General features: G+C 64.3%; 23 protein-coding genes. 2 read left to right on the top strand and 21 right to left on the bottom strand.

Translation table 11 applies throughout. The features are described from left to right. Positions 1–95: 95 nt before the first annotated feature. The 13 genes from VGK27_12765 to murI are packed head-to-tail and all read right to left on the bottom strand — an operon-like array spanning position 96 to position 14029. Positions 96–872: a TlyA family RNA methyltransferase gene (locus tag VGK27_12765; GenBank protein HEY3490975.1), complete on the bottom strand. Its 777-nt coding sequence runs from the start codon at positions 870–872 to the stop codon at positions 96–98. Then, positions 865–2799 (bottom strand): 1-deoxy-D-xylulose-5-phosphate synthase, encoded by a 1935-nt coding sequence (dxs, locus tag VGK27_12760; protein HEY3490974.1) that lies wholly within the window; start codon positions 2797–2799, stop codon positions 865–867. The genes VGK27_12765 and dxs overlap by 8 nt, the downstream gene beginning before the upstream one ends. 9 nt (positions 2800–2808) lie before the next feature. Continuing rightward, a complete protein-coding gene (locus tag VGK27_12755) occupies positions 2809–3702 on the bottom strand; it encodes a farnesyl diphosphate synthase (protein ID HEY3490973.1) in 894 nt (297 codons plus the stop codon). After that, positions 3695–3961 carry an exodeoxyribonuclease VII small subunit gene (xseB, locus tag VGK27_12750; GenBank protein HEY3490972.1) on the bottom strand — a complete coding sequence of 89 codons (267 nt, stop codon included), beginning with the start codon at positions 3959–3961 and terminating at the stop codon, positions 3695–3697. The genes VGK27_12755 and xseB overlap by 8 nt, the downstream gene beginning before the upstream one ends. 50 nt (positions 3962–4011) lie before the next feature. Further along, positions 4012–4917 carry a M23 family metallopeptidase gene (locus tag VGK27_12745; protein ID HEY3490971.1) on the bottom strand — a complete coding sequence of 302 codons (906 nt, stop codon included), beginning with the start codon at positions 4915–4917 and terminating at the stop codon, positions 4012–4014. Further along, positions 4914–6263 (bottom strand): exodeoxyribonuclease VII large subunit, encoded by a 1350-nt coding sequence (gene xseA / locus VGK27_12740; protein HEY3490970.1) that lies wholly within the window; start codon positions 6261–6263, stop codon positions 4914–4916. The genes VGK27_12745 and xseA overlap by 4 nt, the downstream gene beginning before the upstream one ends. Before the next feature lie 27 nt (positions 6264–6290). Further along, complete coding sequence (locus tag VGK27_12735) at positions 6291–7673, bottom strand: S41 family peptidase (protein HEY3490969.1); 1383 nt, start codon at positions 7671–7673, stop codon at positions 6291–6293. Between the two features lie 9 nt (positions 7674–7682). After that, entirely contained in the window at positions 7683–8915 is a 1233-nt protein-coding gene (locus VGK27_12730) for a peptidoglycan DD-metalloendopeptidase family protein (protein HEY3490968.1), read from the bottom strand. Beyond that, positions 8912–9805, bottom strand: a complete 894-nt coding sequence (locus VGK27_12725) for a permease-like cell division protein FtsX (protein ID HEY3490967.1) — start codon at positions 9803–9805, stop codon at positions 8912–8914. Before VGK27_12725 ends, VGK27_12730 begins: the two co-directional genes overlap by 4 nt. Next, on the bottom strand, positions 9802–10488 hold the full coding sequence (locus VGK27_12720) for an ATP-binding cassette domain-containing protein (GenBank protein ID HEY3490966.1): 687 nt from the start codon (positions 10486–10488) through the stop codon (positions 9802–9804). The genes VGK27_12725 and VGK27_12720 overlap by 4 nt, the downstream gene beginning before the upstream one ends. After that, positions 10481–10771, bottom strand: a complete 291-nt coding sequence (locus VGK27_12715; GenBank protein HEY3490965.1) for a hypothetical protein — start codon at positions 10769–10771, stop codon at positions 10481–10483. Before VGK27_12715 ends, VGK27_12720 begins: the two co-directional genes overlap by 8 nt. A 4-nt stretch (positions 10772–10775) precedes the next feature. Then, positions 10776–13235: a homocysteine S-methyltransferase family protein gene (locus VGK27_12710; GenBank protein HEY3490964.1), complete on the bottom strand. Its 2460-nt coding sequence runs from the start codon at positions 13233–13235 to the stop codon at positions 10776–10778. Continuing rightward, positions 13232–14029: a glutamate racemase gene (murI, locus tag VGK27_12705; GenBank protein HEY3490963.1), complete on the bottom strand. Its 798-nt coding sequence runs from the start codon at positions 14027–14029 to the stop codon at positions 13232–13234. The genes VGK27_12710 and murI overlap by 4 nt, the downstream gene beginning before the upstream one ends. A gap of 98 nt (positions 14030–14127) precedes the next feature. Here murI and VGK27_12700 point away from each other — a divergent pair, with 98 nt between their 5' ends. Both VGK27_12700 and VGK27_12695 read left to right on the top strand, forming a co-directional pair. Beyond that, positions 14128–14412 (top strand): hypothetical protein, encoded by a 285-nt coding sequence (locus tag VGK27_12700; protein HEY3490962.1) that lies wholly within the window; start codon positions 14128–14130, stop codon positions 14410–14412. 8 nt (positions 14413–14420) lie between these two features. Then, entirely contained in the window at positions 14421–15395 is a 975-nt protein-coding gene (locus VGK27_12695) for a 2-hydroxyacyl-CoA dehydratase (GenBank protein HEY3490961.1), read from the top strand. Between the two features lie 248 nt (positions 15396–15643). Here VGK27_12695 and gltA read toward each other — a convergent pair whose 3' ends face one another. The 8 genes from gltA to VGK27_12655 all read right to left on the bottom strand — a co-directional run bounded on the left by gltA (position 15644) and on the right by VGK27_12655 (position 24678). After that, positions 15644–17074 carry an NADPH-dependent glutamate synthase gene (gene gltA / locus VGK27_12690; protein HEY3490960.1) on the bottom strand — a complete coding sequence of 477 codons (1431 nt, stop codon included), beginning with the start codon at positions 17072–17074 and terminating at the stop codon, positions 15644–15646. Next, on the bottom strand, positions 17074–17925 hold the full coding sequence (locus VGK27_12685) for a sulfide/dihydroorotate dehydrogenase-like FAD/NAD-binding protein (protein HEY3490959.1): 852 nt from the start codon (positions 17923–17925) through the stop codon (positions 17074–17076). The genes gltA and VGK27_12685 overlap by 1 nt, the downstream gene beginning before the upstream one ends. 117 nt (positions 17926–18042) lie before the next feature. Then, positions 18043–18639, bottom strand: coding sequence for a ribosome biogenesis GTP-binding protein YihA/YsxC (gene yihA, locus VGK27_12680; protein HEY3490958.1), 597 nt, complete (start codon positions 18637–18639; stop codon positions 18043–18045). 14 nt (positions 18640–18653) lie between these two features. Next, complete coding sequence (locus VGK27_12675; protein HEY3490957.1) at positions 18654–20402, bottom strand: GAF domain-containing protein; 1749 nt, start codon at positions 20400–20402, stop codon at positions 18654–18656. Between the two features lie 7 nt (positions 20403–20409). Next, positions 20410–22005, bottom strand: a complete 1596-nt coding sequence (locus tag VGK27_12670) for a cytochrome c3 family protein (GenBank protein HEY3490956.1) — start codon at positions 22003–22005, stop codon at positions 20410–20412. A gap of 7 nt (positions 22006–22012) precedes the next feature. After that, positions 22013–22600: a TlpA disulfide reductase family protein gene (locus tag VGK27_12665; GenBank protein ID HEY3490955.1), complete on the bottom strand. Its 588-nt coding sequence runs from the start codon at positions 22598–22600 to the stop codon at positions 22013–22015. Between the two features lie 2 nt (positions 22601–22602). Next, positions 22603–23544 (bottom strand): 6-bladed beta-propeller, encoded by a 942-nt coding sequence (locus VGK27_12660; GenBank protein ID HEY3490954.1) that lies wholly within the window; start codon positions 23542–23544, stop codon positions 22603–22605. A gap of 60 nt (positions 23545–23604) precedes the next feature. Next, positions 23605–24678 carry a peptidylprolyl isomerase gene (locus VGK27_12655; protein HEY3490953.1) on the bottom strand — a complete coding sequence of 358 codons (1074 nt, stop codon included), beginning with the start codon at positions 24676–24678 and terminating at the stop codon, positions 23605–23607. Positions 24679–24743: the final 65 nt, after the last annotated feature.

Raw genomic sequence — 24743 nt, 5'->3', positions numbered from 1 at the left:
CTTTATAAGAAAAAGTACCTTTCGACCCCCGGGAAGTCAAGGATATCGACGTCTTGCGGTCGCTCAATCCTTTTCGGCAATATCGCGGAAAATATTCATGGGCATTCTGCCGGCGATACGACTTCCAGCAGGATGAACACCTCGCGGTTCCCTTTCGGCCCGGAGACGCGACTTTCGGCCTTCCCCAGAAGCCGGTAACCGTGCGCCTCGGCAAACGCGGAAACGCCGTCGACCGCGAGAGCCCGGAGGGTATCGTCGCGAACGACCCCGCCCTTCCCGACCGATTCCCGTCCCACCTCGAATTGCGGTTTCACCATCGCGAGCACCCGGGCGACGGGAGCCAGCAGCTCCCGCAGCGGGATCAGGATGTGGCGGAGCGAGATGAAGGAGACGTCGACCGTCGCGAGGGTGGCCTTTTCGGGGATCAGCCCGGGCGTCGCATGGCGGAAATTGACCCGCTCGATGACGGTCACCCTCGGGTCGTGCCGGAGCCGCTCGTCGATCAGCCGCTCGCCGACGTCGACGGCGTAAACCCGGGCGGCGCCGCGCCGCAGGAGGCAGTCGGTGAACCCGCCCGTCGAGGCGCCGACATCGAGCGCGATTGCACCCTCGACCGGGACTCCGAGGTCGTCGAGCGCGCCGTCCAGCTTTTCCCCGCCGCGGGAAACGAAGGGGCGGCGGGCTTCCTTGAGGGAAATTGATTGCCCCTCTCGGACCGGAGTGCCGCATTTGTCGACCGGAACCCCGTCGACCAGGACGCGACCGGCCAGGATCAGCGCCTGCGCCTTCGCGCGCGTCTCGGCAAGCCCATGGTCAACCAGCGCCACGTCGAGTCGCGCGCGGGGAGCCTTCGTCTTTTGGGGATCAGACAATCTTTTCGAATCGCGACTTGATGCCGCTGAGGATCGAGGGGAACAGCGATTTCCCGCTGCCCGCGAGCATCCGGATGGCCTCTTCGACGATGGCATCGCCGTCGAGTCCCAGCGCGGCCCGAAGCTGTGCCGGGCTCCCGTGCTCGACGAAAGCGTCGTGGACGCCGAGCCGCCGAATCTGGTGCGGGAACGTGCCGGCCTCTTCGAACGCCTCGAGCAGGGCGGCGCCGAAACCTCCCGCCAGGACGTTCTCCTCGACGGTCAGCACATGCCCGATCCGGTTTGCCAGCGGCAGGATGAGATCGACGTCGAGCGGCTTGACGAATCGGGTGTTGACGACGGCGGCAGAGATGCCGCGCCGCCCGAGCTCGGACGCCGCGTAGAGTGCGGGGACGACCGTGGCGCCGATCGCGACGATGAGAATGTCTTTCCCGTCGACGGCGAGCTCGGCCTTTCCCCAGTGCAGCTGCGGCGGCTCGGCGGGTTTCGGCGTCCCCGCGCCGGCACCCCGCGGGAAGCGGATGGCGACGGGCCTGCCCGAATTCACGGCGGCGCGAAGCATCACCGGCAACTCATGCTCGTCGCCGGGCGCCATGACCGTCAGGTTGGGAATATGCCGAAGGAAAGACAAGTCGAAAAGCCCCTGGTGCGTCGCGCCGTCGGCGCCGACGAGGCCGCCCCGGTCGACGGCGAAAACCACCGGCAGGTTCTGGAGGCAGACGTCGTGGATGATCTGGTCGTAGGCCCGCTGCAGGAAGGTCGAGTAGATCGCGACGACCGGGATCTTGCCTTCGCGGGCCAGGCCCGCGGCGAACGTGACCGCATGCCCCTCGGCGATGCCTACGTCGAAGAACCGGTCGGGGAAGCGCTCGCTGAAGGCCGTCAGGCCGGTCCCGCCGCACATGGCGGCGGTGATCCCCACGACATCGGGGTTGTCGGCCGCGATCTCGACCAGCGTCTCTCCGAAGACGTCGGTGTAGGACGGGGCGGCCTTGCTCGCCTTGCCTTCGCCCGTCTTGGGATCGAAGCTGCCTACGCCATGGAAATACTCGGGGTTCGACTCGGCCGGGGCAAACCCCTTTCCCTTGGAGGTCAGGACATGCACCAGCAGCGGCCCCTCGAGATTGGCCAGGTTCTCGAACGTCCTAAGAAGATCCTCGATGCCGTGCCCGGGAATGGGGCCTATGTATGTGAATCCCAACTCCTCGAACAGGATCCCCGGGACGATAAAGCCTTTCGCCAGCTCCTCGGCCTTCTTGCCGATGCGGGCCATGAGCTGCCCGTGCGGCAGCGACTTGAGGAACGTCTCGATCCGGCGGCGGAGCCCTGTGTAAAAGCGGCCGGTCATAATGCTGTTCAGGTAGCCGGAGAGCGCCCCGACGTTTTGCGAGATCGACCACTCGTTGTCGTTGAGCACGACGATGAGGTTCCGGTCCTGGTGCCCCGCGTCGTTGAGCCCTTCGAAGGCCAGGCCGGACGACAGCGACCCGTCGCCGATCACGGCGATCACCTTGTTGTCCCTGCCCGACATGTCGCGCGCCGCCGCCATGCCGAGCGCCGCGGAGATCGAGGTGCCCGAGTGCCCGACGCCGAAGGCGTCGTGCGGGCTTTCGGAGATGCGGGGGAATCCGGAGATGCCGTCGAGCGTGCGCAGCGTCGGGAACTGGCCGCGCCGGCCGGTCAGGATCTTGTGCGCGTAGGCCTGGTGCCCGACATCCCAGACGATCCTGTCACGCGGGCTGTCGAACTGGTAATGGAGCGCGAGCGTCAGCTCGACCACGCCCAGGCTCGAGGCCAGGTGGCCGCCCGTTTGCGCCACGGTCTGCACGATCGCCTCGCGCAGTTCGGCGGCGACCTCGGGCAGCTTTTCCCGGGGCACCTTGCGCAGGTCCGCAGGCGAATCGATTCCGTCCAGCCAGCGTGACATGATCCCCTTTCATCCTCTCCGCACGGAGACCTTGCGGACGATCTCCCGCAGCGGGTCGGCATCGGGGCCGAAGCCGTCGAGCATCGCCAGCGCCTCGTCACCCAGCGCGGATGCGCGGGCCATCGATGCCTCGAGGCCGTAGACCACCGGCCAGGTGGCCTTCCCGCGCCCTCGGTCCTTGGCGACCGCCTTGCCCATCTCCTCGAAGCTGCCGGTCTCGTCGAGGATATCGTCGGTCACCTGGAACAGGAGACCGAGCGCCTTTCCGTATCGGGACATCCGGCCGACGACCGTGTCGTCTCCCCCCCCGAGGATCGCCCCCATTGCGGCGGCCGCCGAAAAAAGCGCGGCCGTCTTCCCCTCGTGGATCGACAGGACGTCGGCGGAGCCGGAAGGCTTCCGTTCGGCCGCCACGTCGAGCTGTTGTCCCCCTACCATGCCGGAAGCCCCCGCAGCGCGCGCCAGGACGGCGATGGCACGCATGGACCGCCCCGGCGCTTCGCGCGCGAGCGCCGACTCGGCCATCGCGCGGAACGCCTCGGTCAGGAGCGCGTCTCCCGCCAGGATCGCCGTGGGCTCATCGAACGCCTTGTGGCAGGTGGGGCGCCCGCGGCGGAAATCGTCGTCGTCCATCGCGGGAAGATCGTCGTGGATCAGCGAGTAGGTATGGACGTATTCGATGGCGCACGCGAAAGGCATCATCGCCTCCTCGTCGCCGCCCGCGACCGCCCCCGCAGACAGCAGGACGACCGGGCGCATCCGTTTACCGCCCGCCGTCAGCGAATATTCGACCGCGACCCGGAGACTCTCGGGCATCGGGCACACGCCCGGGGCCAACAAACCGGGGAGAACCGCCTCGATTCTTTCCTTCCGGGAGGAGAGCGCGTCGGAAGCGTCAGCCATCGGTCCGGTTTTCTCCCCCCAGCACATCGGACGCATCCTCGCTTTCGACCCGGACGCCTTCGGGCTTCCGCAGGAGCAGCTCGATCTTCCGGTCGGCCTCGTCGAGCCTCTTCTGGCAGGTCGCGGCGAGCGCCATCCCATCCTCGAACATCCGGATCGATTCCTCGAGGGGGACATCGCCTGCTTCGAGCCGGGCGACGACGGCCTCGAGCGACTTGAGCGCTTCCTCGAACGGTACCTGTTTTTCCTTGGCCGGCATGTCACTCGTCTCTCTTACAGGGATTGGATTGTCATTATACGCCGGGACGGCTAGCGTTTGTCGACCAGCCCGGGCAGCGACGCCGGATCGACGCGCGCTCCGGTCACGCGAAGACCGAAATGGAGATGCGGCCCGGTCGCCCTTCCGGTCGCGCCCACGGCCCCGATCACGTCGCCCCGACGCACCGGCATTCCCTCTGAGACGCGCCGTTCGGCCAGATGGAAATACATGCTGAGGACGCCGCCTCCATGGTCGATCACCACCTCGTTCCCCCCGAAGAACTGCTCGCCCGAGAACACCACCCTTCCGTCGGCGATCGAGGAAACCGGCGTGCCGGCGGGTTCGTTCATGTCGCCGCCGGTGTGGGGGCTGCGCGGTTCCCCGTTGATCACGCGGCGCTCGCCGAAATGGGCCGGATTGAATCCCGGTACGGGCGGAAGGAACGGCGAGGCCCACGACGGCGCGGAAGGCGCGGACTCGAACCGCGCCCGAAGCGCCTTCGCCTCGGACTCGACCCGTGCGAGGAGCGCCGCGTCCTGCACATCCTTCTCTTTCGGAATCGTCAGCGACTGCACAGGGAACGGCCGTTCGCGCACCGCGATCTCGACGTCGGCCCGGATCGGCACCCCGGACCGGCGGCCGAGCACGGAGAGCGTGTGCCGACCGGGCGCCTCGGCCAGGTCGATGCCGGCCAGCGCCTCGGAGCATCCGGTGCCGCAATCCCGCATCGGCCACGGCCGCCCTTTCCAGTGGAGAACGGCATTGTCGATCGGCGGCGTCCCCCTCAGCTCGACCCGAACCACGTCGCCCTGAGCGGGAGCCGCCCGATCGAGGGACACCGTGAGCGCTCCGTCCCCGGGCGCGACCGGACTGGCGCCCGCCGCCGGGAGCGGCGGCAACAGCATCGCAGCGGCCAGGAGCAGCGCCGCAGGAAGCGCGCGGCGGGGGACGGTCAACTTTTTCCCTCGACACGGACGCCGAAAGCCCCGTCCGCGACCTGGACCTGCAGCCGGGCCCCCTCGGAGACCTCGGCGGCCGAACGCACCGCCCGGCCGCTTTCTGCGAGGGTGACGATCGCGTATCCGCGGGTCAGGACGGCCCGGGGATCGAGGGCGAGCAGCTTCCCCCCCAACAGCGAGAGTGCTGCCGAGCGCTCGGCCTCGCGCGCGAGCACCGGCCGAACCATTCGTTCCCGGAGCGCTTCGAGGTCGCCCCGTCGGCGCGCCAGCCAGGCCTCGGGCGAGCGGGCCCGCACAGCGGCCTCGAGGCGCGTGCACCGTTCCCGCCCTTCCCGCAGAATCGACCGCAATCGCTCGACCATGGTGTTGGTCGCCTCAGCGACCGCGAACCGGCGTCCCTGGAGCAACGGACGCGGGTCCTGGAGGGCACTGGCGGCCGCCTTCAGATCGCGCCGCGCCCCATCGATGCGCCAGGCTTCGGCGCGCCGGACCCGCCGCAACAACCCGTCGATCCGCTCCGCCGACTCGGCCCGATCGGGGACCGCCATCTGCGCGGCGGCGGTCGGCGTCGGGGCCCGGTGGTCGGCCGCGAGGTCGGCGAGCGTAAAATCGGTCTCGTGTCCGACCGCGCTGATCGTCGGAACCGGGCATGCGGCCAGCGCCCGGACGACAGGCTCCTCGTTGAACGCCCACAAGTCCTCGATCGATCCGCCTCCACGCCCGACGATGATCAGCTCGGCCGGACTGTTTTCGTGGAGCGTCCGGATGGCCGCGGCGATATCGAGCGCCGCCCCCTCCCCCTGGACCTGAGCGGGCGCCAGCGTGATATGCACGGCAGGCCAGCGTTTCCGGGCGATGCGAATCATGTCGCGAAGGACCGCGCCCTGGCGGGAGGTCACGATGCCGATATGTGCCGGATATAGGGGAAGTGGCCGCTTGCGGGCCGGGTCGAACAGGCCTTCGGCGGCCAGGCGGCTTTTGAGCTTTTCGAGCTCGAGCAACAGGGCGCCGCGGCCGCGCACCTCGGCGGACTGGGCGTAGATCTGATAGTCGCCCTTCTTCTCGAACACGGCGACGTGGCCGGTGACCAGGACGGTCTGGCCGTCGCGGATCTCGCCCGTGATGTAGCGGTCGCGCCCCTTGAACAGGACGACGCGGATCGTCGCCTCGTCGTCCTTCAGGGAAAAGTAGCGGTGCCCCGACGGGTAGAGCTTGTAGTTCGAGACTTCGCCCTCGACCTGGACATGGCGAAAGTTCCCCTCGAGGCACCGCTTGATCCGTGCCGTCAACTGGCCTACGGAGAGAACTCCGGCGCTGTCGGTCTCGAACAGCGTCGGGCTCAAGGACCGGCCACCGGCGGGCTCAGCGGTTCAGGATGCCTTCTTGTCGATGAAGCGCGACTTGAAGATCCCCCAACCCTTGAGCAGCTCGACGGCGCGGTCGAGCTGGACATCCTTCGCGCCATCCTTCCCCGGCTCTTCGAGCATCGGAGCTTCCTTGCGCCCCCCGTTGCCTTTTTTGCCGTCGTCGCCCTTTTTATCGGGAGGCGGCATCACGACCGGCTTCGGGGACTCGGTACCCTCTTCGCTGTCGCCCTTGAGATGGCGATCGATGTCCTTTTCCCGCATCAACCCGTGCCCATCGACCGGCTCGCGGCCGTCCGTGACGACGATGTCGGGCTCGATCCCCTTGGCCTGGATGGAGCGGCCGTTGGGCGTGTAGTAACGCGCGGTCGTCAGGCGGAGCGCGGAGCCGTCGTCCAGCGGCAGGATGGTCTGGACGGACGCCTTGCCGAACGTGCGCGTCCCGAGGATGATGGCGCGCCCGTGGTCCTGGAGGCACCCGGCGACGATCTCGGAGGCGGAGGCGGAGCCGGCGTTGACCAGGACGACAATCGGGAACCCGTTGTAGGTCCCTTCCTTGTGCGCGACGTACTTCACCTTCTGGTTCTCGATGCGGCCGTCGGTGTAGACGATCAGCCCCGATTCGATGAACTTGTCGGAGACCTTGACTGCCTGGTCGAGCAACCCCCCGGGGTTGTTGCGGAGGTCGAGAACGAGACCTTTCAGGCCCTCTTTCGTCTTGAGCTGCTCCTGAAGCGCTTTATCGAGCTCGGAGTCGGTGTCGGCCTGGAACTGGTTGATCTTGACGTAGCCGATGCCGTCGCCCAGGCCCTTGGCCTTGACGCTCTTGATCTTGATGATCGCCCGGGTAATCGTGTAAGCCTTGGGCTCGGTGAACCCCTCGCGGGCGATCCAGATGGTCACCTTGGTGTCGGGCTCTCCCCGCATCCGCTTGACCGCGTCGTTGATCGTCATTTCCCGGGTGTTTTCGTTCTCGATCTTGACGATGATATCGCCGGCCTTGAGACCTGCGCGCGCCGCGGGGGTGTCCTCGATCGGGGCGATGACCGTCAGCATTCCGTCCTTGACGCCGATCTCGATGCCGAGCCCCCCGAACGCACCGCGCGTCTCGACCTCGACCTGCTTGAGCATGTCGGGCGTGAGATAGGAGCTGTGCGGATCGAGCGTCTGGACCATCCCCTTGATTGCGCCTTGAATCAGGTTGTCGGTGCTCGGCTCTTCGACGTAACTGTTCTGGATGACCGACAGGACATCGCCGAAAACCTTGAGCTTGTTGTATGCAACGGTTGCTTGTGCCGAATGGCGCGACGTGGTCAGGTCGCCGGAGACGAATCCCACCACGAACACGCCCAGCAGCAGCACCGGGGCCAGCCATTTCCTGCCCTTCATTCGAGACTCCTATAGGTTGGTTATCACGGACATCGGATCGATGGCTGTGCCGCCGGCCCTTAGTTCCAAGTATAGCACCGATTTCCCGGACGAGTCCGCGGGGAGGCGCCCGATCTCCTCCCCCGCAGAGATCGCCTGCCCCTGCTTGACCCCGAAGGAACCGGCCTTCCCGTAGACCGAAAAAAGGCCGCTCCCGTGCTGCAGGATGAGCACCTTGCCGAAACCGGCAACCGTGCCGATGAAGACGACCTCGCCCTTCCCGACCGCCTTGATCGCCGCCCCGGACTTGGCCTCGATCTCGACCCCGCGGTTTTCGACGTCGACATCGAAGACCGCATCATGCTGGCGTCCGAAACGGCCGACGACCTTGCCCGCCAGGGGAGCGCTCATGCCGCCCGTAATCCCGGCGAACCGCTTCGGTGCGGCGGTGCGCTTTCGTCCTCCGCCTGCCGGCTTTTCGGGCTCCCGGGACTCTTTCTCCCGAGCGGCCCGTTCCCGGTTCCGGGCTTCCCGTTCGATCCGCGAAACCAGGGAATCCATCCGGGCGATCCGGGCGCGCAGGTCCGCAAGCTCTGCCTTTTTCTTTTTGTTCTGGTCTTCGAGATGCGACAGCGCGACCCGCTCCGCCTCCTGGCGGGTCTGGAGCGTCTCGCCCACCCGTTTTTCCTTCGCCATCTGCCTTTCGGATAGCGCGATCTTCTGCTCGATTCCCGAAAGTTGCTCTTCCTTCCGGTCCCGGTCGGCCGTCACGGTCTCCAGATGCCGCCTGCCCTGCGACAGCAGGCGCACCGCGAAATCGCGCCGAAGCTCCTGCGTGGGGGAGCCGTCAAGAGAGGGATACGAAGGGTCGCGCGCCGTCAGGAAGGCTGCGTGCACGCCATCGTTCAACCTGCGCCGTGACTTTTCCTGGCGCGATTCCAGCGCCTGGACCTCGGCCTCGGTCCGGTCCATGTCGGCCGAGAGCGCGGACAGCTTCCGGTCGATCTCGACGATGAACCGCTGCTGCCGTTCGAGCCGGGTCTTCAGGTCGCCGACCCGCGCCCGGGTCTTCTTTTCCTTCCGGAGCGTTTCGGTCAGTTCGGCGGCCGTCTTTTCGGCCTTCCGGCGCATCTCGACCAGGCGGGCCCGCTCGCGGCGGAGATCTCCCAACGAATCCGCCGCCAGGGAGGGACCCGCGGACAGCAGCAAGGAAAAAGCCGCGCAAGCCGCCAGGCATGCGCGCTTCCAGCGGACCGGCATCATCGATTGGGTTTGCGAGGGCTGGAGGCCCGCCATCCGTAAAGCGACGCAGCGAAGATCAGGACCGGAACCGAGACGGCAAAGACCAGGATCGTCGGAAAGGCGCCGGGGTTCGCCAGCGCATCGACCGGTCCTACGACGGACGCCAGCGACGGGAATCGGTTGCCCGCGTAAACCAGCAGCGCGGCGGAGGCTCCAATGGCCGGCAGGACAAGCAACGCGGCAATGATGGCGCTGCCTCCCCCGCGCGCCAGCATGATGCTGCGGGACGAGATCCCGCGATCCTCGAGAAACGCGAAGTCGGGTCTGAGTGCGCAGGCGCGCACCGATTCCTGCAAGGCGCAGACGGCGAAGAAGACGACGGCGAGAAGCGCGAAGAAACCCCAGAGCGAAAGGTTGATCCATTCGCGCACCTTGAGCAGGCGGGGAAGCGACTGGGCGCCGGTATAGACCTTCTCGACCTGTGGGAGCGGCCGGAGCGCGTTCTCGACCGAGGCGATGTCGCCCACGGTCAGGCGCTCGGGCTGAAGACGGATGGTCAGGTAACCGGGAACGGGATAACTCCCGTCGGTCCGCAACGATTCGAGCCCCGGATAGTCGACCAGGAACTCTTTCCAGGCCGCCTCCGGATCCTTGTAGGTGACGGCTCGGACACCGGGCAGCTTTTCGGCCTTCGAGGCGATGCCGGCTCCCTCGGCGGCGGAGACATTCGTGCGGAAAACGGCATTGACCACCCACTGCTCGGAGAGGAACCGGTTGACGCCTCCCGATGCAAGCAGGGTCAGGAGAAAGCCGGCCAGAATGAAGAACATGGCAAACCGGTTGACCCATTCCCGGGCAAGGGTCTTCCGTGCCATCTTCCAGTCGACCCGGAGCAACGAGAGGAAGGTCACCTGGAGGCCTCCCCGGCGCCGGAAACAAGCTGCGTCAAGACGAATGGGCCGGAGCGAACGCCCTCCGCCACTGGTTTCATCGGAAACCCGGGAGGCAGCTCCCGCTCGGCAAACACGACGATCCGGCCTTCTCGGGCCAGCGCCCGGAACAAGGCGATCAGCATTTCCATCCACTCCTTCCCGGCCCGGGCCAGCGGGGTGTCGAGCAACAGCACCTTGGGCCCCCGGAATAATTCGACTGCGATCGCGGCACGGACCTGTTCGGATTGCGACAGCGAAGCGAAGCGGAAGTCCGCGCCCCCTTGCAAACCCACGAGCGAGAGCAGCGCCACTTCGCGCGCCTTGCGTTCGGGCTCCGGAACATCGTCGGCCGCCAGCGCGCTCAGGCGGAACAGGTCACCCACCGTGTGGGCGCCGGCATCGAGACGCTCGGCCACGAGACCCGCCGTGCGGTGATGGTGAGCCACCGCATCGGGAGTCCCCCGATAGAGCGAGGTGCCGCCGGACAGGACGTCGCCCGCCGCCGGTCGGCAATCTCCGTGCAGCACTCCGAGCAACCGGCTTTTACCCGACGCGGGCGGGCCCGTCAGGGCCCAGACCTCGCCTTCGCGGAAGGCGGCGTCGAATCCGTCGAACAACGTCCCGGCACGGCCGATGATGCCGATTCGAAAGGACTCAAGCATCGGAGGAAGGCTCCTCTTCGGGGAGGGGAATCGCCCCCGACAGCAGCTTGCGGATCTCCTCGAGATGTTGCGCCTTCATCCGGTCCTTCAACCGATCCTGCCAGCCGGGGACGTCGATGATGTCGGCGTAGGAATTGCGCACGCTGTCGAGGATCACGCCGCCGATGAACGTGTGCGTCACGATGTTGGGGCTGGTGCGCCCGCCGTCCTCGGTCTGGATGTGATAGGTGCGCCCGTTGTGCTTGATGTTGTGGTTGAACCCGGAAAGCATCCGGACCGGCATGCGACTACCCCCTTTTCCCGGCTGCCCCGGCAAGCGCCGCCGTCAGCTTGCGGACGGCGTCCATTCCGTCGGATGCGTATAGCGTCGCGCCGATACGGGAAGCGAACTCTTCGGTCACGACCGCGCCGCCGATGATGGTGACGGTCTGGATTCCTTCTGCGGTGAGGCGCGCGATGACATGCTTCATCTCGGTCATCGTGGTCGTCATCAGCGCCGACAGCCCCACGACGTCGGCGCGCTGGCGCTTCGCCTCCGCGATGATCCGGGCGGAGGGCACGTTCTTCCCCAGGTCGATCACGTCGAACCCGTGATTCTCGAGCAGCGTCGCCACGATGTTCTTCCCGATGTCGTGGACGTCGCCCTCGACGGTGGCCAGGAGGATGCGGCCCTTCGATTCGGCCCGGCTGCCGCCCATCGCGGCCTTGACGAGCGTGAAACCGGATTTCATCGCCTCGGCAGACGCCATGACCTGGGGGAGGAAGACGATGTTGCGCTCGAAGCGGCGCCCGACCTCCTCCATGCCCGGCAGAAGCCCTTTCGCACTGATCTCGAGCGGAGGCATGCCGGAGGACAGCAGCCGCTCGACGGCCGCGACGACCGCCTTCGCGTCGCCCCGGATGACGGCGGAGGACACCGCCCGGAGCGGGTCGTCCTCGACCGCGACCGCCAGGACCGTTTCGGGACCGCTGCCCGTCCCGGCGAACCGTTCGACGTAGCGATCGGCGGAACCGGGCTCCCCGGCCAGGAGCCGGGCGGCGACGGCCGCGTCGGCCATTCCGGCGTCGTGAGGATTGATGATGGCAGCCGACAGCCCACGCGCCATGGCCAGCCCCAGGAACGCCCGGTTGACCAGCGCCCGGTTGGGGAGCCCGAACGAGACATTGCTCAGCCCCAGCATGGTCGGCAGCGCAAGCTTCTCGCGCACCGCCTGCACCGTGTCGAGCGTGACCCGCGCCGCATCGGCCGAGGCGCTGACCGTCGTCGTCAGGCCGTCGACGAGCAGCATCTCCTTTTTTACGCCGGCTTTGAGAGCCGCACGGACGATCCGGCGCGTGATCGCAAGCCGGCCCGCCGCCGTATCGGGTATCCCGTGCTCGTCGAACGGCAGGCACACCAGGGCGGCGCCGTATTTCGCCGCGAGCGGCAGCACGGCGGCCAGCTTCTTCTTTTCGCCGGTGACGCTGTTGAGCACGGGCAGGCCGTCGGCGCTTTCGAGCCCCGTCCGAAGGGCCTCGACGTCGGAGGCATCGATCATGACCGGAAGATCGGCCGCCACGTTGGCCGCAAAGACGGCTTGCCGCATCAGCGCCGGCTCGTCGACGCCCGGAGTCCCGACGTTGACGTCGAGGATGTCGGCGCCCTTCTCGGCCTGCTCGCGCGCTTCGCGTGTGACGGAGGACAGTTCCCCGCGACGCAGCTCCTCGGCGAACGCTTTCTTGCCGGTGGGATTGATGCGCTCCCCGACGACGATGAATGCGCCTCCGCCCACCGTCGTCACCCGTCCGCGCGACGCGACCCGCAATCCCGGCTCGGGGATGATGGGGCGGGATGTTCTGGGAACAACACGCCCTTGGACGATCCCGATCTCGCGTGCGGCAGCCCGGATGTGGTCGGGCGTCGTGCCGCAACAGCCGCCGACGATCGACACACCCATGGCCTTGAACCGTGCGGCGTAGTCGCCGAACTCGTCGGGCCCCATCGGGAAGACGGTCGTGTCGCCGGACAGCGTCGGCATGCCGGCGTTGGGCTGAACGATCACGGGAACGCTCGAGACGGCGTAGAGGCGCTCGATCAGGGGGAACATGGCATCGGGACCCAGAGAGCAGTTCATCCCTACGGCATCGGCCCCCATGGCGGACGCCGTGACGCCGAAGGCCTCGGGAGTCGTGCCCAGGAGCGTCGCGCCGCTCCCCTCGAACGTCATCATCGTGACGACAGGCAGCGCGCATACCTCTCGCGCCGCCACCAGCACGGCCTTGAGCTCCCGCAGGTCCATCATCGTCTCGGCGATCAGCAGATCGGCCCCCGCGCCCGCCAATGCCCGGATCTGCTCGGAAAATATATCGACGGCTTCGCGGAAATCGAGCGGTCCCAGCGGCGCGACGAACTTGCCCGTCGGGCCGATCGATCCCGCAACCAATCTCCCCGGTCCCGCCGCTTTTCTGGCCGCACCGACCGCAGCGGCGTTGATCTGCGCGACCTGAGCCTCGAGACCGTACTCTGCCAGCTTGACCCGATTGGCTCCGAAGCTGTTGGTCGTGACGGCCATCGATCCTGCCGCGACGTAGGCGGCGTGGATCTCGGTCAGCGACTCGGGATTGGAGAGGCACAGTTCCTCGGGAACGGCGCCGCGGGGAAGGAGGCCGCGAGCCTGCAGCATGGTTCCCATCGCTCCGTCCCAGAGCGTCAGGGAATCGGCGATCATTTTCCGGAACTTTTCGGTCCCCGTCGAAGCCTTCGTCACAGCGTGATCCTTTCGACCGATGCCATCTTTTCTCCGAAGAATCGTTCGCCGACCAGCGTGAAACGGTCGGGGTCGTCCGTCACGAGGAAGCGGATGTCACCCGCGGAGTCGCCCCGCCGCTTGATGTCGCCTTCGGAAAGCAGGATGTCGACGACATGCGCCGCCTCCTCGCCGGAATCGATCAGGGTGACCGAGTCGCCCAGGAATTCGCGGATGGGGTCCTTGAGCACCGGGTAGTGCGTGCACCCGAGGATCAGCGAATCGGGCGGCTCCTGCCGGAAGGGCTCGAGGTATTCCGCGACCACCGCCCGCGTGATGGCGTTGGCGGTGACGCCTTCCTCGACCAGCGCCACGAAGAGCGGGCAGGCGAGGGATCGGACCTCCGCGCCCGCGATGGCGACGCGCAACGCCTCATCGTAGGCGCCGGACCGGATGGTCCCGGCCGTGCCGATCACCCCGATCGAGGTGCGAAGCGGCAATGCCGCGGCGCGACGCACGCACGGGTCTACCATGCCGACCACGGGAATCTTGTAGATTTTCCGAAGCACGGGCAGCGACAGCGAAGATGCGGTGTTGCAGGCAACGACGAGCATCTTGATATCGTGCCGCACGATGAGGTGATTCGCGATCTCGATCGCGTATCGCGTGACGGTTTCACGGGATTTCGTGCCGTACGGAACGCGGGCGGTATCGCCGATATAGACGAACCTTTCCTGCGGAAGCGTCCGGACCAGCTCCCGGAGGACGGTCAGCCCCCCGACGCCGGAATCGAATACACCGATCGGGCGATCCACGCATGCTCCTTCAAATCTTTGATTTTTCTAACTTAGGACGCTATCGTATGGTTGTCAACAAAACGGCGCCCAACGGCCCAGGGAAGGGACAAAACGCCATGAACGCCTTTATCGAGTCGCTCTCAACTCCCAACCTCATCGCGATGGCGAAACATCCGATGGCGTTGACGGCCGTCGGGGTCATGGTCGTGCTCTCCATCCTGTTCCGCTGGAAGATGATCCTGCTCCTGCTCTTCGGGATCGGCGCCTTCATGGCCGTGATCCGCTACACGAACATGAACGAGTCGGCCGGGCCGCTCGGGAACGACCTGGCCATCTTCGGCGGGGGAACCGCCGTGGTCGCCGTCATCGTCATCTACTTTCTCTTCATCAAGGGGGACTGACCTCCCCCGTGCGAGTAGGATTCACGACAACCATTCCCGTCGAGCTGCTCTTCGCGGGCGGACACACGCCGGTCGACCTCAACAACATCTTCATCGCCTCCGACTCGCCCGGCGACTTCATCCGGATGGCCGAAAGCGACGGATTCCCCCGGAACTGCTGCGGCTGGATCAAGGGGATCTACGGCGTCGTGCGCGCCCATGGATTCCGCGACATCGTGGCCGTCACGCAAGGCGATTGCAGCTACACGCAGGCGCTGATGGAAGTTTTGATGCACCGCGGCGTCAACGTGACCCCCTTCGCGTTCCCGTTCGATCGCGACCCCGTCCTTCTCACGAACGAGCTCGAAAAGATGGCGTCCCGCTTCGGGGCAACGCCGGCCGACGGCGAGCGATGGAAAAAGACGCTGGACGCCGTCCGCGCTCCCGTGCACGAAATCGACCGCCTGACCTGGGAAAGCGGCCAGGTCACAGGCGAGGAGAACCACTTGTGGCTCGTCGGCTGTTCCGATTTCGAGGGGGACCCGTCGAGTTACGCGGCCCGCGCCCGGGAATTCCTCGCCGGGGCCTCCACAAGACCCGCGCGCACCGGCGGGCCGCGCATCGGCTTCGTCGGCGTTCCCCCGATCGTCTCCGGATTGCACGGAGCGTTCGAGGCGGCCGGGGCCCGGGTCGTCTTCAACGAGGTATCCCGGCAGTTCGCGATGCCGGGACCGTCGGCCACCCTGCTGGAGCAGTACCTTCGCTACACCTACCCCTATTCCATCTTTGACCGCCTCGAAGACATCAAAAACGAGGTGAAGCGCCGCGGGATAGACGGGGTCGTCCACTATGTCCAGTCGTTCTGCTTCCGGCAGATCGAGGATATCCTGCTCCGCGAAAAGATCGGCCTGCCGGTGCTGACGCTCGAAGGCGAAAACCCTGGACCCGTCGATGAACGAACCCGCATCCGGATCGAGGCGTTCGTCGAGATGCTGACCGCATGAACCGGCCGCCGTACACTGCCGAATGCCGCCGATCCTTCGCTCCGGGGAGGGGGGGGCCGTTCACTCCGTCATCAGCCGCAACAGTTCTATCCACCGGCACTGCGTTCAGCCCCCCCCGTCCCCTGCGCTACGGAAGCGGGCATCCGGCGTAATCGCCCGGCGCACGAATGATTTGAACCTTCCAAAAAAGACACCGCCCCCCGGGCACTGGTCCCGGGGGGCGGTGTCTTTCGGTCAGGCGGCCCGGATTACCAGTTGCCGGTCATCAGGTAGTCGTGAATGGCCGCGGCAGCCTTGCGGCCCGCGCCCATCGCGAGGATGACGGTCGCGGCGCCGATGACGATGTCGCCGCCGGCGAAGACGCCCTTCTTGCTGGTCTTTCCGGTTTCCTGGTCGGCGAGGATGTTCCCCCACTTGTTGGTGTCGAGCCCGGGCGTTGTGGCCGGGACCAGCGGGTTGGCGCCGTTGCCGATCGACATGATGACGACGTCGACCGGGAGCTTGTACTCGGAGTCCTTGACCGGAACCGGCCGCCGGCGCCCCGAGGCGTCAGGCTCGCCCAGCTCCATCACCTGGCACTCGACCTCGGTGACCCACCCGTCCTCGTTGCCGATGAACTGGAGCGGATTGTTGAGAAGCCGGAAATCGATCCCCTCTTCTTCAGCGTGGTGGATTTCCTCGATGCGGGCCGGCATTTCTTTCTTGGAGCGCCGGTAGATGAGGTAGACGTTCTCGGCGCCCATGCGTTTGGCAGTGCGCGCCGAATCCATGGCGACGTTGCCGCCGCCGACGACCGCGACGTTCTTGACCTTGGAAAGGGGCGTATCGGAAGTGGGGAAGTCGTACGCCTTCATCAGGTTCGCGCGGGTGAGGTACTCGTTGGCGGAATAGACGCCGATGAGGTTCTCGCCCGGGATGTTCATGAAGTAGGGCAGCCCGGCGCCGGTACCGACAAACACCGCGTCGAACCCTTCTTCTTCCAAAAGCTCGTCGATGGTGATCGTCTTGCCGATGACCACGTCGCACTCGAGCTTGGCGCCGCACTTCTGGATGTACTCGACTTCGGCCTGGACGATGTCTTTCGGAAGGCGGAACTCGGGAATGCCGTACATGAGCACGCCGCCCGCCTTGTGGAGCGCCTCGAAGATCGTGACGTCGTGGCCGAAGGCGACCAGATCGCCCGCGACGGTTAGACCGGCGGGACCGCCGCCGACGATGGCGACCTTCTTGCCGGTGGAAGCGCCGGGCTTGGGGATCTCGACATTGCCGGTGACCCGCTCGAAATCGGCGACAAAGCGCTCGAGGCGGCCGATGGCCACCGGGTCGCCTTTCTTGCCGAGCACGCAGGGCGCCTCGCACTGCTCTTCCTGCGGGCAAACTCGGCCGCACACTGCGGGAAGCGCATTGGTTTCCTTGATCTTCCTTGCGGCCTCGGCAAACTTTCCCTTGGCGACCAGATCGATGAACTCGGGGATCTTGACGCTGACGGGGCAACCCTTCACGCATGCCGGGTTCTTGCACTGAATGCAGCGCTGCGCCTCGAGAACGGCCAGATCGGCTGTGAAACCGTAGGGGACTTCGTTGAAATTCTTGACCCGGACCGAGGCCGGCTGCTCGGGCATCGGCTGCCGGGGGATGCTGAACGGTTTCGGGCGCGGTTTGGGGGTGATTTCGGCCATTAGTTGGACCCTCCCATGCACTTGCCATCCTTGTGTTCGAATTTCTCCATCGCGACCTTCTCTTCGCGGAGATAGGCCCGATTTCGCATCGTGAGTTCCTTGAAGTCGACCAGATGCCCGTCGAACTCGGGGCCGTCGACGCAGACGAACTTGGTTTCGCCCCCGACCGTGACGCGGCAGGCGCCGCACATGCCGGTCGCGTCGACCATGATCGGGTTGAGGCTGACCATCGTCTTGATGTTATGGGGGCGTGTCACTTCGGAGACGGCGCGCATCATCGGCACGGGGCCGATGGCGATAACCAGGTCGATCTTGGTCTTGGCGTCGATCATTTCCTGCAGGGCGGTGGTGACGAAGCCCTTTTTGGCGTAGGAACCGTCGTCGGTCGTGACGATGAGTTCGTCGGAGATCGCCTTCATCTCGTCCTCGAGGATGATGAGGTCCTTGTTGCGGGCGCCGACGATGGAGACCAGCTTGTTGCCGGCGTTCTTGATCGAGGTGGCGATGGGAAGCAGCGGCGCGGTGCCGATGCCGCCGCAGACGCAAACCACGGTGCCGAAGTTCTCGACGTGGGTCGCGAGACCCAGCGGCCCGACGACGTCCTGAAGCGCTTCCCCCGCCTTCATCTGCGAAAGCTCGGCGGTGGACTTTCCCACGACCTGGAAGATGATGGTGACGGTGCCTTCGACGGGATCGGAGTTGACGATGGTGAGCGGAATGCGCTCGCCCTGCTCGCCCTTGCGAAGGACGAGGAACTGGCCTGCCTTGCGCTTCTTCGCGACGCGGGGAGCCTGGATCTTCTGGAAGAAGACGTTCTTGGCGATCTCTCTGCTTTCTACGATTGGAAACACGGGTTACCCTCCATGCCCGCCGGGGACCGGCTAGGCTGCCGAAATTTCAAACACATTTTGGCTGGCGCCAACGGACGAAATGAAACCTTTATATGATATCCGCTTGCAGGGAGAATCTCAAGATGAAAAAGCGTTACGGATGTCTTTCCAGAGTGCGTCGATCCCGTCCTTCGTCTCGGCCGAACATACGGCTGCGGGTCCCCCCGCATCGAGCCAGCCCGTCCCGGAAAAACGCGCAAGAGCTCCCGGTAATTCGCTCCGCTTCAGCTTGTCTGCCTTGGTCGCGATCCAGCGGTATGATACGCCGGCGGCGGATAGGTATTCGGCCAGCATCCGCTCCTCTTCCTCGGGACCGCGCCGGAGGTCGACAAGCAGGTACACCTTCCGGAGCCATCGGGAAGACGAAAAGTAGCTTTCGAGCAGCGTCTTCCATGAATCCCGCTCGTCTTTCGACACCTTGGCGAACCCATAGCCGGGAAGGTCGGCGAAGGCATAACGGCCTTCGATTTCGAAGAACACGATCCCGCGGGTCCGGCCCGGTGTGCGACTCGTGCGCGCAAGGTGTTTTTGGCCGGTCAGCGCGTTGAGGAGCGACGACTTGCCGACGTTGGATCTCCCGGCGAATGCGACCTGGGGAAGGACGACCTTGGGCCACGCCTCTCCGGTGGAATCGAAGATGAGGAAGCGCGGGGGGGGTCCCGGATGCCTGGCCAACCCTCGCGCCCCGCTCAGCCCTGACCGTCGTTTTCGAGCGTCTCGAGCGAACCGAAGAATTCGTCGAAGGTCTGGCCGGAGTCCCGGTTGTACTCGAGCACCGAAGTCCTGAAGACCAGACGGCCCTCGGAAAGCCGCTTTTCGCCGTAGAAGGCGAACTGCCCGAGCTCCTTCATGAACTGGTCGACGAGGTACTGACCCTGCTCGCGGTTCTTTCCGGGGAAGAGCGCCAGGAAAGTCGCGCCGAAGCACCGGGCGGGGACCACGCCCATGACCTCCTGCCCCTTGAGCAGCTCCGCCGTCTTCTGGAGGACGAAATCTCCGCGCTGATATCCGTTGAGCTCGTTGTATTCCTTGAAGTTGGCAAGGTAAAGGAGACCGGCGGCAAAGGGCGCATGGTCCCGAACGGCGGACGCGATGAATTCGTCCGCCAGCCCCTTGACGTGTCGAATGTGGAACAGCCCGGTCAGCCGATCGCGATTTTCCATCTCTTGCGCGGCCTTCCGGATGCTTTGGACCTGAATCGTGTTTTCGATGAGGGAAGCCATCTTGTAGGCGAAGTCTTCGATCGCCTGAACGTCTTCGCCCGTCAACGGGCGGCGGCTCATCTTGTTATCGACCCCCAGGACCCCGATGACCCTGTCCTTGGACGCGAGCGGGAACACCGCGAAGGCCTTCGACCGGAGGGAGCGGATCTGGGAATGCGGGGGGACAAGTCGAAGGTCGGCGGGCAGCGATGTCGCGCCGTCGAAATGGAGGGTCTGTTTGGTCATGAATACGCGGGCCATCGCCCCCCCCTGGGCCGACAGGGGCACGGCGATCTTCTCTTCGGATTCGAACACGTTGCCGACCGAGGCACGGCAACGCAGCAACTTGCCTTCTTCATCGGGCATCATGAGCAGGATGCGGTCGACGTCGAACCGTTCCTGGGCGACGCCCAGCACCAGCGGCAAGTGAGATTCGAGGAAGCCGGAGTACTGCATCGCAATGCTGAGATCGTAAAGCCGCGTGAGACTGTTGCCTGCTTTCTCGAGTTTCTTTCGTGACGCCATGAGCTCCTGGTTCATCATTTCGAGTCGGAGGTTGGATTCTTCCTGTTCTTTGTAGTAGGGGCGGATGATGATGCGCATGGCGAACCAGGTAAACGCCATGACGAGCACGGCCATCGCCACACAAGTGATCATGATCATGCGCTTGATCCGGTCGAGTTCGGAAAAGGCGGTTGAGATCGGTTGGTCTACGGCGACCAACCACCCTTTTTCCTTGATGACGCGGAACGCGATGATCTTGTTGTCGCCCAGGAAGGTGTAGGTTCCGAACCCGCCGTCGAACTTTTCGAGCAACTCCTGGAGCTTGGCCTTGTGGACCAGATTCTTTTCGCCGAGCTGCTGGATCGGCTGTTCGGCCACGTTGAGATTGACGTAGGTATCGCCGATGTAGGTCTGCGCCTCGACCATGTTCCGGAATTTCGGATCCATGTGCGCGATCAGAAAGCCGTTGCGATCCATTACCCAGGCGGCGCCGAACTTGTCGACCTTCATCGAGGTCAATGCGTCGACCAGCTTGCCGTTGTCCTCGGATCCCTCGGACTTGAAGGAGCTCATCTCGCGGGCCAGGTCGCGTGCGGTTTTCTGTGCGTCGACCTTGATGGCGTCTTCGCTGATTTTATAGACCATGACGCCGCCGAGGCTGATTGTGACCAGCGCCAGGAACATCGAGGCCAGGATGAGTTTGAAACCGAGGGAACCGTAGATTTTTTTCACCGCGTGCTTATCCTCCCGCGGGTATGGGTGTTGGTAGCTGTTCCGTATTTTTGTCTTGCGGCGGATGGCACAGGTTGCAGCCGCCCTTGAGCATGAGTTTTGGCTCGTCCGAAGCATGCGGGATGTGGCAGGAACTGCAAGCCAGGTTCCCTTCCTTGTCGAGCTTGACGGGGCGGTCGGACTTGGGGGGAACGCCCCACGGGTGGGTGTGGGTCATCTTGGTCACGTTCTGGTGGCACGACAGGCAAAGATCGTTGGCAGGAAGTTTGAGGAACCCGTCATTGCGCAACGAGGAGTGCGCATCGTGGCAACCGGTGCAATTCCCGTCGTTGACCGGCTTATGGACGACCTTGCGGAGCGAAACCGACTTGAGACTCTCGTGGCACATCAGGCACAAGTCACCGACATAACGGCGAAGCGTGAACTTCTCGTTGGAGGAATGCGGACTGTGACAGATCACGCAAAGGCCCGCCGACATTGGTCCGTGCAGGAACGTCTTGACCAGTTCCTTGCGCTTGTCCTCGTGGCATTTGAAACAGAGATCTTGTCCGGAAGCCATCGGTTCGTACCGATGGGGGCGGCTCGAGAAGTTGTGGCAGGGCGCGCACCCCCCGACGGGGATGGGGCCATGCACGAACTTCTGGCTGGTCAGTTCCTTGTGGCAACCGAGGCAGAATTGCGTGGCCGTCGCGAATCCCTGGGCCCCCGACTCGGGCGGGTTCAGGTCGTGGCATTTCTTGCACGGTGCCTCGTTCTTTTCGGTATGGAAATAGTAGAGAGGAAAAGGCGACTCGATCCCCGCTCCGACCTTGGGCTCCCGGAAAATGACAATTCCCTGGTTGACCTTGCCACCGTACTCGTCGACCACCTGAACCTCGATATAGTTCGATCCGAGCGAAAGCGGAGTTCGGATGTAGAACAGGTCGCGCATCGAGGTGATGTTCTGCTTGGAACCGCCATTGAGCGTCAACGACAGCTTGCTGCCCGGCTTGGAGGTGCCGACGATGTACACAGACTCCTGGTAGGTCTTGGTGAAGTTGGACGGGAGGAATACCTGGAGCGGAAGCTCTTTCATCAGCTTCTCGATGCCGGTCTCTCCCTTGATGACCCGGCTGATGACGTCTTCGAGCGTCTTCAGGTCTTCGGGGGAAGCGCCCGTCGACATGTAGCGGATGAAGCCTTCCTTGTCGATGACGATGTGCGCTGGAATGGACTGGATGTCGAACGGCCGGGAGGCCGCCAGCTTATCGTCGATGATGAACGGGTATTTGATGATGGAACTGTAGCCGCGGTAGAAGCGCTTGACGCGCGTTAGGCCGTAGACGTCGAGATTGACGCCCACGATCTGCAGGTCGGCCGGCTTGAATTTCTTCTGGATCCGGGCCACATCCTCGAGCGAGGAAACGCACGTCGAGCAATAGATCGACCCGAACTTGAGGAGGACGACCTTCTTGCCGATATAGGCGCCAAGATCAACCCGGGCGCCATCGAGCCCCTCGCCCTTGATGGCGACCGCCTTGTCGCCAAGGTTGGCCGCCAGGACCTGTCCCGGCAGAAAGAAAAGCGCGACGCCGAGAAGGGCCGCGAACGCAAGGGCCCGCATTACGTCCTCACTTCTTGGTGACAGACAAGATCGCTTTTTCGAGCTCTTCTTCCTTGATTCGGCCGGACCGGGCCATGGAAACGACTCCCGAGCGGTCGATGATGTAAATGGTCGGCGTGCCGCCGACGCCGTATGGATCGGCGACCTTGAACATCTCTTTCGCGTCGAGCTCGTCGATCAGCGTTCGAATCGTGTAGTTTTCCTGCTTGATGAAGCCATCGATGCTGCTCTTAAGCGGTTCGCCGTCGAGCACGACCGAGATCACCTCGAGCCCCCCGGCCTTGTATTTGTCGGCCAGCTTCTGGATGACGGGCATCTCGAAGCGGCACGGTTCGCAGAAGATGGACCAGAAGACGATGACAACCGGCTTCTTGCCCTTGAGTTCCGCAAGATGGAAAACTTCTCCCTTGGTGTCCTTGAGCGTGAAATCGGGAGCCGGGGCGCCCACGTCTAGCATTTTGATGCCTTCGATCATCGGAATTCCACCGCCCAGCGGCGTCATGGCCTTTTCTTCAGCGAGACAGACTCCGCCGAAGGAGGCTAGAACTGCTGCCGCCACGACGAGGAGCAACCCGGACTTCGCAGGAAAGCGCATGCCTATTTTCTCCTCCTGACCTTTTGGATGAGGTTGTTTCCGGTGTCGGACACCAGAACATCTTCCCCGAAAACGTCGTTTATAAAGATACTCGTGGGCTTCTTGAATGGAGATTGCCCCTTTCGGAGCTCGCCCAGAAGTTCTCCCGCCCGGTCGAAAAGGATCAGCCGGTCGTTGATGGTATCGGCAATATACACTGTATACCGACGCGGTTCAATCCGAATTCGGGTGGGCCCGCAAACGAGCCCCTCCCCCTTCTGGAACATCGGCCAGGAAGCCACGGACAGGCCATCCAGGTCGTATTTTCGAATCAGGCAGTCGCCTGTCGTCACAAAGAGAAAGCCGAACCCGTCGTCGGAAATGGACAGCGATACCGGCTTGTCGAGGTCGGTTCCCTTCCTTTGCTGGGCGTAACGGCCCCACTCCTCGATGAACGCTCCCGTCGAATCGAATCTCTGGATCCGGTTGTTGCCGGGATCGACGACAAACAGATTCCCTTTACGGTCAAGGGCGATGTCGGACGGCTTGTTGAATTCGCCGCGCCCCGATCCGAGGCGCCCGATTTCGAGGATGTATCTCCCTGTGAGATCGAATTTCTGGATTCGGTTGTTGCCCGTATCGACGACGTACAAAGTGCCTGCCGACTTGTCGATCGCAATGGCCGTGGGGGCGTCGAAGGAGCCCTTCCCGAATCCGCGCCCTCCCCACTCGCGAATGAACCGGCCGCGCCGGTCGAGTACCTGGATACGATTGTTGCCCTGGTCGACGATGTACATGTTTTCGTCGCGATCCGCAACCATGTCGACCGGGTGGTCGAAGGCTTCGCGACCGATCCCGAAGCGCCCCCAGGCGTCCTCGGCGTCGAACGACGGTTCGGAAAAGGCCACTCCGGACAAGACAAGCATCAGCGCCAGAGCTAGCGGCGTTACGATCGATCTCCTCACGAGTCAGCCCTCCTTTCGGACCGTTTGACGGCTCGGCCGTCCGCTTCATTCAAATCTGGATCATACCTTCTCGAGCATGGATTCGACGATCGATATCTTCGCCTTTCCCTTCAAGGGGGCGACGAACGCTTCGACGGCCTTCCGCTTCTTCTGGTCCTGCAGGAAAGCGACGATCTGGTCGCGCACTGCGGCGAGAGGTACGAGCTTCCCGTCCTTGACGAACATGTTCTTGTGTTCGTTGTAAGTATTCTCGATCTCCTTTTCGGAGACTCCCAGGTCCTTGAATATCACCTTTTCCGCCAGAAGCCCCAGAAGCACGGAATTTTCGTAAAGCGTGCGGTCAAGCTCGAGCCAGGGGCCCTTGTCGCCGCCCTGCTGCCGGGCATAGGCAACAAGTGAGCGATCGCCCAATTCCTGGCTGATCGCGCCGGCGAGCGCTTTTTCGTCCCTCAGGAAATCCTTGCCCGCATGCTTGGCTCCCATGGTCGCCTTGGAGATCAGAACCTTGGCGTCGCCATACGTCATCGCCTCGGATCCGACCTGACCCACCGCCGCGTTGTCGGGAACGTCCTCTCCCTTGGCGATCCGGGCGATCAGGGCAGTATCGACCTTTTCGGGAAACGCCTTGCGCGCGGCGGCCGTGATTTCGGTCTGGATCTGGGAAAGCTTGGCCGAAAAAACGGACTGCGACGCCCGTGCGCGGGCATCGGAGGCTTTTAGGCTCTTGTCCTTGGCCATCAGATCCTTGACTGCGGCATCGATTTCGCTTCCGACCTTCTGGCCCTTGGCATCGAGTTCTTTACGGAACAGCCCCTTGACGGCCACCCCCGATTCACCGAAGCGGATCGCATCCTTGAATTCCTGCGTATTGTCGAGGCCGATCGCGCGTGCCTCCCGCGCCAAAAGTCGCGTCTCGATGATCTGCCCGATCAATTTCCTCTTCTGGTCCTTGTCGAGCGTGGAAGCCGGCACGAGCCCTCCGGGGATACCGGTAGCCTCCCTGACCTCCATGACCGTGATGCTCTTGCCGTCGACCGTGGCGACGGTTTCGTTGACGGCGCTCTTGGACGAACAGCCTATGAACAGCATGGATGCGACGGCACCCAGCATCAACCCGTGGATGATTCTTTTCAACGTCTTTCTCCCCTCGTCTTTCGAAATGACGCACCCTTGGCGCCCGAAGGCGCCAAGGGTGCGCG

It is taken from the genome of Candidatus Deferrimicrobiaceae bacterium, from assembly GCA_036504035.1.
Classification (GTDB): Bacteria; Desulfobacterota; Deferrimicrobia; order Deferrimicrobiales; family Deferrimicrobiaceae; genus JANXPS01.
Note: the sequence above shows the minus strand (reverse complement) of the source record. Positions and strands in the feature narration are given on the sequence as shown.

Excerpts from the sequence above, each read along its gene's own strand:
- dxs (HEY3490974.1), bottom strand. The coding sequence starts at position 2,799 with ATGTCACGCTGGCTGGACGGAATCGATTCGCCTGCGGACCTGCGCAAG.
- VGK27_12755 (HEY3490973.1), bottom strand. The coding sequence starts at position 3,702 with ATGGCTGACGCTTCCGACGCGCTCTCCTCCCGGAAGGAAAGAATCGAG.
- xseB (HEY3490972.1), bottom strand. The coding sequence starts at position 3,961 with ATGCCGGCCAAGGAAAAACAGGTACCGTTCGAGGAAGCGCTCAAGTCG.
- VGK27_12735 (HEY3490969.1), bottom strand. The coding sequence starts at position 7,673 with ATGAAGGGCAGGAAATGGCTGGCCCCGGTGCTGCTGCTGGGCGTGTTC.
- VGK27_12730 (HEY3490968.1), bottom strand. The coding sequence starts at position 8,915 with ATGATGCCGGTCCGCTGGAAGCGCGCATGCCTGGCGGCTTGCGCGGCT.
- VGK27_12720 (HEY3490966.1), bottom strand. The coding sequence starts at position 10,488 with ATGCTTGAGTCCTTTCGAATCGGCATCATCGGCCGTGCCGGGACGTTG.
- VGK27_12715 (HEY3490965.1), bottom strand. The coding sequence starts at position 10,771 with ATGCCGGTCCGGATGCTTTCCGGGTTCAACCACAACATCAAGCACAAC.
- VGK27_12700 (HEY3490962.1), top strand. The coding sequence starts at position 14,128 with ATGAACGCCTTTATCGAGTCGCTCTCAACTCCCAACCTCATCGCGATG.
- gltA (HEY3490960.1), bottom strand. The coding sequence starts at position 17,074 with ATGGCCGAAATCACCCCCAAACCGCGCCCGAAACCGTTCAGCATCCCC.
- VGK27_12670 (HEY3490956.1), bottom strand. The coding sequence starts at position 22,005 with ATGCGGGCCCTTGCGTTCGCGGCCCTTCTCGGCGTCGCGCTTTTCTTT.
- VGK27_12665 (HEY3490955.1), bottom strand. The coding sequence starts at position 22,600 with ATGCGCTTTCCTGCGAAGTCCGGGTTGCTCCTCGTCGTGGCGGCAGCA.